Below are 12,813 nucleotides of genomic sequence, written 5' to 3' on the forward strand. Positions count from 1 at the left end.
GTGCGTTCGATGAACACCGTTCATGTCATCAACAATGTCGGCTCGGCTACCGCATCCGACAATGCAGTCAGGCTTCGTTGCGAATATTCGATCATGGAAGCCATCGGTTACCTCGTCATATGGGCGATCATATCGGTCCTGACGCTCGGTATCGGTGCATTCTTTGCGATCTACTATTTTTACAAGGCGATCATCAACAAGACTTACCTGATCAACCGGGAAGGTCATCAGATCGCGAAACTGGAATGCGATCTCAACCTCGCGGAAGTGATCGGGCATGTGATCTTGTGGATCATCATCACGATCGTCACCTTTGGCATCGGCCTGCTGTTTTATCTGTTCCGCACGCTAAGGCTTTGCATGAACAAGACGCGGATGGTTCGTCTCTAAAGCGTGTCGCGATCTTTCAGGTTCGCTCCTTACGCCTTAAGACCCTGATCTTACGCATGTCTTTATCCAGGAACTGGCTCCCACTTCCGGGAGACATGCGTAAGAGCGCCTTGCCGCGGCAGGTTTCAGACGACGGTGTCCTCGATGCGGGCCATATCGTCGTCGGACAGGCCGAAATGATGGCCTACCTCGTGGATGAGCACGTGGGTGATGATATCGCCCAGTGTTTCCTCGTTTTCGGCCCAGTAGTCGAGGATCGCGCGGCGATAGAGCGTGATCCGATTGGGGCCTTCGCCGGTCGCGGGATTCCAGCGTTCGGCGATCCCCCTGCCCTCGAAAAGACCGAGCAGATCGAACGGGGTCTCCAAAGCCAGGTCATCCATGATCTCCTCGGTGGGAAATTCCGAAATCTGGATGATGATCTCGCCCGTGAGCTCGCGAAAATCCTGGGGCAGCCGTGCATAGGCTTCGAGCGCCAGCAACTCCATTTCCGTGAGTGCGGGCGATAACTGGTCTTCCCAGGAACGTGTCTGATAAATCCGTGCCATTCGAAATCCTTTGAGGCGCCATATAGCGGGTTAAGCGCCTGCTTTCGAGGGGCAAAGGCATTGTAGCCCGAAGCTTGCGGGCAAAAAAATCAAAATTTGGCCGAAGTCTCCGGCCCTGATAAAGAGCAAATCGGGGTAAAAGCACCCTGTCATGATATTTGCGAAAGCGAGATTGCAATGTTTTTGCGAACGGTTCTGGGCAGCGTTCTGGCGTTGCCTCTTCTTATGGCCGGTCCGGCAATGGCCTTCGATTTCGGAGGGTCGCTCGGATCGGTGGCGGTAAAGGCGCAACCCGCCTTGCTGCAACAAAAGGGCGGAGAACGGATCATTCTCGCCCAGTCGGGCGATCCGCGCGTTTCTGGCCTCGAAGAACAGCTTCGCCAGCTCAATGGGCGTGTCGAGGAACTGAATTTCCAGATCCTGCAAATGCAGGACCAGCTGCGCCGCATGCAGGAAGACAATGAGTTCCGCTTCCAGGAGCTTGAAAAGAAGGGCGGAGCGGCAGGTGGAGCCTCTGCGCCGAAACAGCGCTCGGAGGCAATGCCGCCTCCGGCCGGAAACGATATCGCAGGTGCCGGAACCATCGGCACCGGCACCACTCCAGGCGGAACGGGCGCAGCGCCAACGCTTGGAGAGCCGCCCCGCACGCTCGGCAGCATCCGCTTCGATGCCAATGGCAATGTGATTGGCGGCGAGGCTGGCGCGCCGGTGGATCTCGTTCAGCCCGGTCAGGGTGATGCGGGCCAGGGCGATGTGGGACAGGGCGGCGGCAGCGACGTTGCGGCGCTCCCCACGGCCGACAATCCGGAAGAACTTTACCGCAATTCCTATGAGTTCATTCTTTCCGGCGACTACAAGACCGCTGAAGCCGGTTTTCGCCAGCATATCGAGCGTTTTCCAAGCGATGCGCGGGCACCGGATGCGCATTTCTGGCTTGGCGAGGCCCTTTTGGGGCAGGACCGCTATCGTGACGCTGCCGAGGTTTTCCTGCGCGCCAGCCGCGATTACCCGGATGCCAAGAAGGCTCCCGACATGCTCCTCAAGCTCGGCATTTCCCTTGCCGCGATGAACCAGCGCGACGTGGCCTGCGCGACGTACAAGGAAATCGGCCAGAAATATCCCGGCACCTCGGGCGCGCTGACCGAGCGCATCAAGCAGGAACAGGCGCTCGCGGGTTGCTGACCCGGCGATGCCATCCCCTCTTTCGCAAAATTTTGCGCAGTTTTTTCCCGCTTTTCGCCCCGGAGCTGGCTTAGGTGACCGTCGTCATGTGATCGCTGCCGTTTCGGGCGGGGGCGATTCCCTTGCGCTTCTCCTTCTTCTTCACGAATTCCTTGCCGCCAGCGCCGATGCTCCGGCATTAACCGCTGTGACAGTCGACCATGGCCTGCGCCCTGAGGCAGCGGCCGAGGCCCAGGTGGTGGCCGAGCTCTGCCTGAAAAACGGCATTTCCCATCGAACGCTCGTCTGGTCCACGCCGCGCACGGGCTCCGGTGTGCAGGCAGCGGCACGCGATGCCCGTCTCGCCATGATCGCCGAGATGGCGCGCGAGTTGGGCGCAGATATGGTTTTCACCGGTCATACGCAGGATGATCTGGCTGAGACGGTTTGCATGCGCAATGCGCGCGGCGAAGGTCGCGGCAGCGCCGGAATTGCGCCAGCGGCGCTTTACGAGGGCGATATCTGGTTTGTCCGTCCTCTGCTTGGTGTGCGGCGCGCGGCTTTGCGAGCGTTCCTTCGGGAAAAGCGCGTCGGATGGGTCGACGATCCCAGCAACGAGAACATGGCATTCGAGCGCGTAAGGACGCGGTATGATCTCACGGATGAGGCAGTTACGCATCTGGCTGGCGAGGCGGAGAAGGCAGCGAAAGCCCGTGTCGATCTCGGGCGAAGGGCCGCCATCCTGATCGCCGAGAACCTCTCCATCGTGGCGCCCGGCCTTTATCGCCTGAAAGCCGGGCTCATGGGAAGTGAGGACGAAAAAGCCGCGCTCTACGCCTTTCGCATCATCGCAGCGATGGTGGGCGGAGGAGCGCATCTCGCCGGCGCTGCCGTGAGCGAAAAAGCCTTCAATGCCGTAGGTTCAGGGCTTTGCGCCACATTGTCGCGGGCCGTAGTGGATGTGCGCCGTGCGGGAATTCATCTGTATCGCGAGCGACGAAATCTTCCGGTCGTACAGGCAACGGGCCTGGTCCTTTGGGACGGGCGCTACTGGCTGGGCGCCAACTTGCAGCAGGAAATAGCGCCCTTTGGCGACGGAGCTCGCGCTGCCATGCGCGAAGGTGCGGCCGGTTGCCCGCAGGACCTTCTTTTTGCTGCACAATCCGGCGAACCGGCGCTTCGGCAGGAGAACATGCTGCCAAGCCCTGCCCGAGCGACCGCCGCGAACGCTGGCATCCGTGTCCCGGCGCCCTGGGCTCGGCTCCTGCCCTCCTTCGACCTGGCACCCGCCAATGCGCTTGCCGAAGTGTTCGGGGCAAAAACGATTATCTCTTGCCATGACGACACCACATTCGACGCAGAGGCTTAACCTAACGTCGAGTTCGGGCGCCCCGTCGGCTTGGCAAGAATGCGGCGGCTCCCTATGTTAATCTCGACTTCGAAAAACGGACGATCGCCGGGTTCGGCGAGTATGCGGGACTTACATGAATCCGAATTATAGAAACTTTGCGCTTTGGGCGATCATCGCCGTCCTGCTGATAGCGCTCTTCAATCTGTTCCAGGCGCCTCAGCAGCGTGGAGCGACGCGAGAGATCGCCTATTCGCAGTTCCTGCAGGAGGTCTCCTCCGGCGGCATCGAATCCGTCACCATTACCGGCAATCGCATTACCGGCACCTATACCGGCAACCGTACGCCGTTCCAGACCTATTCGCCGGGCGATCCTTCGCTTGTGCAGCGTCTTGAGGAACGTGGCGTCACGATTAATGCCCGGCCGGAAACCGATGGTTCCAACTCCTTCTTCGGCTATCTGATCTCATGGCTGCCGATGATCCTGATCCTCGGCGTGTGGATTTTCTTCATGCGTCAGATGCAGTCGGGTTCGGGGCGGGCCATGGGTTTTGGCAAGTCCAAGGCGAAGCTCCTGACCGAGGCGCATGGCCGCGTGACCTTCCAGGATGTGGCAGGTGTCGACGAGGCCAAGGAAGATCTTGAGGAGATCGTCGAGTTCCTGCGCGATCCGCAGAAATTCCAGCGGCTTGGCGGCAAGATTCCGCGTGGTGTGCTGCTCGTCGGCCCTCCCGGAACCGGCAAGACGCTCCTCGCGCGCTCGGTTGCGGGTGAGGCGAATGTGCCCTTCTTCACCATATCCGGTTCGGACTTCGTCGAAATGTTCGTCGGTGTTGGCGCATCCCGCGTGCGCGACATGTTCGAGCAGGCGAAGAAGAATGCACCCTGCATCATCTTCATCGACGAGATCGACGCCGTCGGTCGCCATCGCGGCGCCGGGCTTGGCGGCGGCAATGACGAGCGCGAGCAGACGCTGAACCAGCTTCTGGTCGAGATGGATGGCTTCGAGGCCAATGAAGGCATCATCCTGATTGCGGCGACCAACCGTCCCGATGTGCTCGATCCCGCGCTTCTGCGTCCGGGCCGCTTCGACCGGCAGGTCGTGGTCCCGAATCCGGACGTGGCCGGCCGTGAGAAGATCCTCAAGGTGCATGTGCGCAATGTGCCGCTGGCGCCGAACGTCGATCTCAAGGTCATGGCGCGCGGAACGCCGGGCTTCTCGGGTGCCGATCTTGCAAACCTGGTCAACGAAGCAGCCCTGATGGCGGCGCGGCGCAATAAGCGGCTCGTCACCATGCAGGAATTCGAGGACGCCAAAGACAAGGTCATGATGGGTGCTGAGCGCCGCTCGAACGCCATGACGCAGGAAGAAAAGGAGCTGACCGCCTATCACGAGGCTGGTCACGCCATTGTTGCCCTGCAGGTGCCGAAGGCCGATCCGGTTCACAAGGCGACGATCATCCCGCGCGGCCGCGCATTGGGCATGGTCATGCAGCTGCCCGAGGGCGACCGCTATTCCATGAGCTACAAGTGGATGATTTCGCGGCTTGCTATCATGATGGGCGGACGTGTCGCCGAGGAACTGAAGTTCGGCAAGGAGAACATTACCTCCGGCGCTTCCTCCGATATCGAACAGGCAACCAAGCTTGCCCGCGCCATGGTCACGCAATGGGGCTTTTCCGACGAACTCGGGCAGGTCGCCTATGGTGAGAACCAGGAAGAGGTTTTCCTGGGCCATTCCGTGGCGCGCCAGCAGAACATGTCGCAGGAGACTCAGCAGAAGATCGACAGCGAAGTGCGCCGTCTGATCGATGAGGCCTATTCGACCGCGCGGTCCATCCTGACAAAGCACAAGAAGGGCTGGATCGCCATCGCCGAAGGACTTCTGGAATATGAAACGCTTTCGGGCGATGAAATCCAGGCGCTGCTGCGTGGCGACAAGCCTTCGCGCGACATGGGCGATGATACGCCGCCTTCGCGTGGCTCCGCCGTGCCGAAGGCCGGCGCTCGCAAGCAGGGCAAGAAAAAGGACGGCGAAGAGCCGGAAGGCGGAATGGAGCCTCAACCGCAGGGGTGATGCGTCTTCCATCTCCATCTCAGAAAAACAAATCGCCGTGACATCAGTTCACGGCGATTTTCTTTTGATCACTATCGTTTTTGTTGGAAACCAGTTCCATTCGTGTGTCATCAGCTGTCTGTTAGTTGATTATTAACTATAATTGGCAATTACCGATTCATATCGAGAGCGTTACACTGTCTCACAGAATTTGATGCGCTTCGTCACTGCTCCTGTGGCAGATAGTGGGTTGAGGGAAAGCCGCTTTGACACGTAAGGCAGACAAAGTGCGCCCCAGGGGCAGGACTAAGGATAAAATGGCAAAGAAGTATTTTGGTACGGACGGTATCCGCGGCCGCGCGAACCGTTTTCCCATGACGGCCGAGATCGCCATGAAAGTCGGAATGGCGGCTGGCCTGTCGTTCCAGAATGGCAGCCACCGTCACCGTGTCGTTCTCGGCAAGGACACGCGCCTGTCCGGATACATGATCGAAAACGCGCTGGTTTCCGGTTTTTGCGCCGCCGGCATGGACGTTTTCTTACTGGGGCCCATTCCGACGCCGGCGGTCGCCATGCTGGTGCGCTCGCTGCGCGCCGATATCGGCGTGATGATTTCCGCGTCGCACAACCCCTATTACGATAATGGCATCAAGCTGTTCGGACCCGACGGCTACAAGCTTTCCGACAAGATCGAAGGTCGCATCGAAGCGATGCTCGACAAGGAAGTCGAGCTGGCGCTCGCCGACAATGGTGCGCTCGGCCGGGCCAAGCGCGTCGACGGTGTGCATGATCGCTATATCGAATTTGCGAAGCGCACCCTGCCCCGCTCCATGTCGCTTTCAGGGCTTCGTATCGTAGTCGATTGCGCCAATGGCGCTGCCTATAAGGTCGCGCCCGCGGTTCTCTGGGAACTCGGCGCCGAAGTGGTTGCCATCCATGACGAGCCGAACGGCGTCAACATCAATGAGGATTGCGGGTCCACGCATCCGTTGAGCCTTGCCCGCAAGGTGCATGAGGTTCGCGCTGATGTGGGCATTGCACTCGACGGAGATGCCGATCGTGTCGTGATGGTGGACGAAAAGGGCACGGTGATCGATGGCGACCAGATCATGGCGCTGATTGCCGAGTCCTGGCATCAGACCGGTCGCCTGTCGGGCGGCGGTGTCGTGGCCACGATCATGTCCAATCTCGGCCTCGAGCGCTTTCTCAACGATCTCAAGCTCGATCTGCACCGGGTGAAGGTAGGTGACCGCTACGTGGTGGAACGCATGCGTGCCAATGGCCTGAATGTCGGCGGCGAGCAGTCCGGTCACGTGGTGCTTTCCGATTTCTCCACCACCGGAGACGGGTTGGTTGCTGCGCTTCAGGTTCTTGCCTGCATCAAGCGGCAGAACAAGCCGGCGAGCGAGGTCTGCAAGAAATTCGAGCCGGTTCCCCAGCTTCTCAAGAATGTTCGGGTGAGCGGAGGCGCGCCCCTGGAAACGGCGCCCGTCAAGGCGGCAATCGCCGAAGGTGAGGCGCGTCTGGGTACCGGTGGGCGCCTTGTCATCAGGCCTTCAGGCACCGAGCCGCTGATCCGCGTCATGGCGGAAGCGGATGATTCCGCGCTGGTCGAAAGCGTGGTGGATGATATCGTGATGGCCATTTCGAATTCGAAAAACGCCGCTTGATCATGACATCCCTTGTGCATCCGAAGTGGTGCACGAGGAATTTTCTATTCTCTTGTATTCGCATAATGCGCTGAAGCGGTTCGGTGAGTGGGAATTCACCGGGCCGTTTTGCATTGCAGCTCCACTCATTTCGCGCAGAGCGTGCATTGTGAACGTGGTTAAGTCTTAAGGTTAAGCCGTACTTAACTTTTTTATTCAAATATCCCGTCAACCAGCAATCAGCCATGTGCCCAAGGGGGGCCGCGGCGACGCCAAGGATGGGAAGTCATGTTGAAACACCTGAAGGTTTTCGGGGCGGCCTTTATGCTTTTCGCCCCGACTCTCGGCAATGCGGCCGATCTTTACGAGCCGCCGATCGTCGAGGCCCCGCCGCCGCCTCCATTCATCGAGCCTGCGCCTGCCTCCTTTGGCGGCTGGTATCTGCGCGGCGACCTGGATTACCACTGGTCGAGCCTGCGCGGGACCGAATACATCACCTATGGCGGCAGCGGCGGTACGGATCGTTTCGACACCACCAAGCTCAAGGGCGCCTTCTCGCTCGGTGCTGGCGTGGGTTATCAGATCAACCGTCATCTGCGTGCGGATCTGACTGGCGATTACTGGTTCAAGTCTGATTTCGAGGGCAGCACTTCGGGCACCTGCGGTGGCGGTTCTCCGTGCGTGTCCACGGACAAGTCGGCTTACAGCGCTCTGCTTCTGCTCGCCAATGCGTATGTGGACCTGGGTACCTATCATGGCATCACGCCTTATGTCGGTGCGGGTATCGGTGGCGCCTACGTGATGTGGGACGATCTGGAAAATGCCATCTCCGGCGGCTCCACGGTCGTGCACAAGGGGTCGAAGAACTGGCGTTTTGCCTATGCGCTGATGGCCGGTGCTTCCTACTGCCTCACGCAGAACCTCAATCTCGATGTCGGTTACCGCTTCACGCACATCAATGGCGGCCGCATGTTCGAATACGCCTCGGGCGTTGCACCGGGCTTCGACAAGGGCATCAACGTTCACGAGGCGCGTGCCGGTCTGCGTTATCAGTTCGGCCCGGGCAATCCCAATTGCGCCCCCGCGCCGCAGGTGGTCAGCTATGAGCCGCCGGCTTTCGAGCCTCCGGTCTACAAATAAATACGGCACTCCAGCTTAGTTCGAACCGCCCGGTCCCTGCCCGGGCGGTTTTGTTTTGCGCGCAGTTTCCCAAGGCGCGGGCTTCACGAATAAAAGCGCTAACCCTCCGTTAGCCTTAACCGCCGCTTAACCGCCATGGTTAACAATGGCGAGAACAGCGGCGGGGGCAACGTTAATCCGTCGCATCTTGCGGAGTTCGGATTATGTTCAAAGTTACCCGTCTGCTTGTCTCGTCGGCCATCCTGGCCGCAGCACCTGTCGGCTTTGCCAAGGCTGCCGATTACGACCCCCCAATCGTCATCGAAGAAGCGCCGGACCTTGTGCCGGTCGAAATCGGTTCGGGTTGGTATCTGCGCGGCGATATCGGTTATTCGCTCAAGACGGAAGGCAAGGATCCCTTCGTCTACCGCACCTTCGACGGTGCGTCCTATGGTTCCAGCCAGTTCAATTCGGCGTCGCTCTCCAAGGATTTCAGCTTCGGCGTAGGCTTCGGCTATTCCTTCACGGACTGGTTGCGCGCCGACGTCACGGTGGATCGCTTTAGCGGCAGCTTCAGCGGAACTACATCGAGCGCAAGTCCCTGCCCCACTGCCCCTGCGGGCACAACCTGCCGCTCGGAGGATTCGTCTGAGTTCACCGCCTACTCGGCAATGATCAACGGCTATGTCGATCTCGGTACATTTGTCGGTTTCACGCCCTATGTGGGCGCCGGCGTGGGCTACACCTATGTGAAGTGGGACGACCTCAACAACAGCTCCTACTGTGTGGGTGCGACCTGCCCGAGCCCGGCACTCGTGGGAACCACGGCCCATGGCGGCGCATCCGACTGGCGCTTCACCTATGCCCTCATGGCGGGCGTTGCCTATGATGTGACCGACAACATGAAGATCGATGTCGGATATCGGTATCGCAGCATCGCAGGCGGTGACATGTTCAACTGGGATGCGGCCACCGCGACCGCCGGTGCCACCGGAATCCAGGCGAATGACCCCGGCTTCAACAGCCATGAGGTCCGTGTCGGTCTGCGCTACGAACTCTGGTGAGTTTCGTTCTCAATCATGAGAAAGCCCCGCCTCGATGGCGGGGTTTTTTGTTGAGTTGAGTTCAGGGATACGGCGTTAGAATGTTTTGGTGGACTTCAGATTCTGTCGTTCGATACGCCTTCAGCCCCTGCTTTCCGCCGTCACGCGAAGTTCGGGCGCCGCAAAATGCCCTAGATCGGTTGGCTGTTTCAGGGAAACCCTGGACCGACCTATCTCTTTGTTTTTCCGCATTTATGCAGACGTCAGGTGGTTCCACCTGACTGTAAAACGCCCTAATGCGCCTCGTCCCAATTGTCAGCGGCGCGGGCTTCCACCTGTAGGGGAACGGAGAGCGCGCGAGCCGGCAATGCCGCGTTTTCCATGATGTCGCAAATCACGGGAATGACCTTTTCGACGGCTTCTTCGGGTGCTTCGAAAACCAGTTCGTCATGCACCTGAAGGAGCATCTGCACTTCGCCCAGCCCGGCATTCTCAAGCGCGGCGTCCATGCGGGCCATGGCGCGGCGAATGATATCGGCTGCCGAACCCTGGATCGGAGCGTTGATGGCGGCACGCTCGTTGAAAGCGCGCAGCTGAGGGTTGGACGAGCGGATTTCAGGGTAATGGGCCCTACGTCCGAAGATCGTCTCGACATATCCCGTGGCGCGGGCCTGCGCCTTGGTGTTGTCCATATAGTCCTTGATGCCGGGGAAACGCTCGAAATAGCGCTTGATGTATGCGCCTGCTTCCTCGCGCGGAATGCCGAGCTGATTGGCCAGACCAAAAGCCGAAATGCCGTAGATGATGCCGAAATTGATCGCCTTGGCGCGGCGGCGCACCTCGGGGGGCATGCCTTCGACCGGTACGTCGAACATCTCCGATGCCGTCATAGCATGAATGTCCAGCCCGTCGGCGAAGGCCTTCTTGAGCTCGGGAATGTCGGCGACATGGGCCAGAACCCGCAATTCGATCTGGCTGTAATCGGCGGAGATGAGCTTGCGGCCCCTGGGCGCGATGAACGCCGCGCGAATCTTGCGGCCCTCCGCCGTGCGGACGGGGATGTTCTGCAAATTCGGTTCGGAGGAGGAAAGCCGCCCCGTCGTGGTGGATGCAAGCGCGTAGGAGGTGTGGACGCGGCCAGTCTCTGCGTTAATATAGCCGGGCAGGGCATCCGTATAAGTGGATTTGAGCTTGGTCACCTGGCGCCAGTCGACGATCTTGCGCGGCAGCGGGTGGCCCGCCGTCGCCAGGTCCTCGAGAACCTGCGCGGATGTCGACCACTGGCCGGTTTTCGTCTTGCTGCCGCCGGGAAGCCCCATCTTTCCGAAGAGAATGTCGCCGAGCTGCTTGGGGGAGCCGATGGTGAAGCGCTCGCCTGCCAGTTCGTAGATTTCGTCTTCCATGGCCGCCGCAGTCTGGGCGAAGTCGCCGGACAGGCGCGACAGTATTTGTCGATCCACTTCGATGCCGCGGTGTTCCATGCGGCCTATCACCGGAATCATGGGGCGCTCGAGCCGTTCATAGACGGAAACGAGACCACGAGCGGCGAGACGCGGTTTCAGCACCTGCCAGAGGCGCAGCGTGATGTCGGCATCCTCCGCCGCGTAGGCGGTGGCGCGCTCGATATCGACCATGTCGAAGGTGATCTGGTTGCGGCCGCTGCCCGTCAGCTCCTTGTATGGAATGGGCACATGCCCGAGCCAGCGCTCGGAAAGAGCGTCCATGCCGTGACCCACGGTGCCGTGGCTGCCGGTGCCGGCATCGAGCACATAGGAAATCAGCATCGTATCATCGCAATTCACGATCTCGACGCCGAGCCGATACATCAAAAGCCAGTCATATTTCAGGTTCTGGCCGATCTTGAGCACCGCCGGATCGGCCATCAGGCCGCGAATGGCATCAAGCGCTTCCTTTTCGGGTATCTGCCCCTCGATCAGACCGCCGCCCAGAAGATCGCCTGTGCCGTTCTTGTGGGACAGAGGCACGTAGGCAGCCTTGCCGGGTCGGCTCGCCAGCGAAAAGCCGCACAGCTCTGCCTGCATGGGGTCGAGGGAGGTGGTTTCGGTGTCGAAGGCCACCAGACCTGCCTCGTAGGCATCGGCGATCCATTCCCGCAGCGTGTCGAGATCGCGGATACAGACATAGGCAGTCCGGTCTATCGTCTGCGCGGGCGCTGCTTCAGCCAGGGCGTCGGCCAGTTTCTGCGGGGTATCGACACCGTCTGCGACGCTGGATGCAGCACTTGCTGTTCCCGTGGCGTCCTTTCCGGAAGCCGCATCGGAGCCCATATCGGGGCCATGTGCCTCATCGCCGGCTTCCACTTCCACATGCGTGGCATCGATCTCGCCCGCATCGGCGCCCGTTGCCTCGGCTACACGGCGGGTAAGCGTGGAGAATTCCATCGCCTTCAGGAAGCCGATCAGCTTTGGCCCGTCAGGGGGGCTAAGCTCGAATGTGTCCACGCCCTCTTCCACGGGGGCATCGATGCGCAGGCGCACCAGTTCACGTGAAACACGGGCCTTCTCGGCATGCTCGATCAGATTTTCACGGCGCTTGTTCTGCTTGATTTCGCCGGCCCGCTCCAGAAGCGTGTCGAGGTCGCCATATTCCTCCAGAAGCTGGGCGGCGGTCTTAGGCCCGATGCCGGGCACGCCTGGCACATTGTCGACCGAATCGCCGGTCAGCGCCTGCAGATCGATCATCTTTTCAGGCGGCACGCCCCATTTCTCGATCACTTCCGGAATGCGGATTTCGCGATCCTTCATGGGGTCGTACATGGACACCTGGTCAGTGACGAGCTGCATCAAATCCTTGTCGGAGGAAATAATGGTCGTCTCAGCCCCGGCTTCCGAAGCCAGGCGGGCATAGGTGGCTATAAGATCGTCGGCCTCGAAACCCTGCAATTCGACGCAGGGAAGGTCGAAAGCGCGGGTCGCCTCGCGGATCAAGCCGAATTGCGGCACCAGATCCTCCGGCGGCTCGGAGCGATTGGCCTTGTATTCGGGATAGAGGTCATTTCGGAAAGTTTTCGAAGAGTGGTCGAAAATAACCGCGAAATGCGTGGGGGTGACACCCACTTCCGTATCGCGCGCATTCTGCAACAGCTTCCAGAGCATGTTGCAGAAGCCGGCGACGGCGCCCACCGGCAGGCCGTCGGATTTGCGGGTCAGCGGGGGCAGCGCGTGGTAGGCGCGAAAAATATAGCCCGAGCCGTCAACGAGGAAGAGGTGATCGCCTTTTTTCATGGCTGTAACGGGTAGCGCGGCGGTCGGCACGTGTCCATGGCAAAGGGGGCATCGGGGCCGCGTAATGCCCATCGTACTGACATGCGCGAACACGTGTTTTGGCCGGGGCGGAGCTCGTATCACGTGTTTGTTACGAATATGTAATGCTCGTGCCCTTGAATAGCCACGTTCAAACACAAAATAAACGACAGCGGCATTTTTCGCCGTGGTCCGGTCAAGGCCCGTCCCCCGCCTTTCCCGGGCAATATAGCGGC

At 60.0% G+C, this 12,813-nt stretch carries 9 protein-coding genes; 7 read left to right on the plus strand and 2 right to left on the minus strand.

The window, feature by feature from the left end:
- Positions 1–9: 9 nt before the first annotated feature.
- Complete coding sequence (locus NA8A_RS14190; RefSeq protein WP_009451011.1) at positions 10–390, plus strand: DUF6693 family protein; 381 nt, start codon at positions 10–12, stop codon at positions 388–390.
- A gap of 125 nt (positions 391–515) precedes the next feature.
- Here the strand turns inward: NA8A_RS14190 and NA8A_RS14195 are convergent, their stop codons facing one another.
- The gene (locus NA8A_RS14195) at positions 516–938 is read right to left on the minus strand and encodes a metallopeptidase family protein (protein WP_009451012.1); all 423 of its coding nucleotides are present in this window, start codon (positions 936–938) and stop codon (positions 516–518) included.
- A gap of 177 nt (positions 939–1,115) precedes the next feature.
- Here NA8A_RS14195 and ybgF point away from each other — a divergent pair, with 177 nt between their 5' ends.
- From ybgF to NA8A_RS14225, 6 genes are all read left to right on the plus strand, one after another.
- The gene (gene ybgF / locus NA8A_RS14200; protein WP_009451013.1) at positions 1,116–2,120 is read left to right on the plus strand and encodes a tol-pal system protein YbgF; all 1,005 of its coding nucleotides are present in this window, start codon (positions 1,116–1,118) and stop codon (positions 2,118–2,120) included.
- 88 nt (positions 2,121–2,208) lie between these two features.
- Complete coding sequence (gene tilS / locus NA8A_RS14205; RefSeq protein ID WP_009451014.1) at positions 2,209–3,468, plus strand: tRNA lysidine(34) synthetase TilS; 1,260 nt, start codon at positions 2,209–2,211, stop codon at positions 3,466–3,468.
- Between the two features lie 115 nt (positions 3,469–3,583).
- A complete protein-coding gene (ftsH, locus tag NA8A_RS14210) occupies positions 3,584–5,524 on the plus strand; it encodes an ATP-dependent zinc metalloprotease FtsH (RefSeq protein ID WP_009451015.1) in 1,941 nt (646 codons plus the stop codon).
- A gap of 296 nt (positions 5,525–5,820) precedes the next feature.
- Complete coding sequence (gene glmM / locus NA8A_RS14215; protein WP_009451016.1) at positions 5,821–7,173, plus strand: phosphoglucosamine mutase; 1,353 nt, start codon at positions 5,821–5,823, stop codon at positions 7,171–7,173.
- A 267-nt stretch (positions 7,174–7,440) separates the two neighbouring features.
- Positions 7,441–8,292 carry an outer membrane protein gene (locus tag NA8A_RS14220; RefSeq protein WP_009451017.1) on the plus strand — a complete coding sequence of 284 codons (852 nt, stop codon included), beginning with the start codon at positions 7,441–7,443 and terminating at the stop codon, positions 8,290–8,292.
- A 203-nt stretch (positions 8,293–8,495) separates the two neighbouring features.
- Positions 8,496–9,335 carry an outer membrane protein gene (locus NA8A_RS14225; protein WP_009451018.1) on the plus strand — a complete coding sequence of 280 codons (840 nt, stop codon included), beginning with the start codon at positions 8,496–8,498 and terminating at the stop codon, positions 9,333–9,335.
- A 272-nt stretch (positions 9,336–9,607) separates the two neighbouring features.
- Here the strand turns inward: NA8A_RS14225 and polA are convergent, their stop codons facing one another.
- Positions 9,608–12,559 carry a DNA polymerase I gene (gene polA / locus NA8A_RS14230; RefSeq protein ID WP_009451019.1) on the minus strand — a complete coding sequence of 984 codons (2,952 nt, stop codon included), beginning with the start codon at positions 12,557–12,559 and terminating at the stop codon, positions 9,608–9,610.
- Positions 12,560–12,813 lie beyond the last annotated feature (254 nt).

Source organism: Nitratireductor indicus C115 (assembly GCF_000300515.1).
In the GTDB taxonomy this organism is placed as follows: Bacteria; Pseudomonadota; Alphaproteobacteria; order Rhizobiales; family Rhizobiaceae; genus Nitratireductor; species Nitratireductor indicus.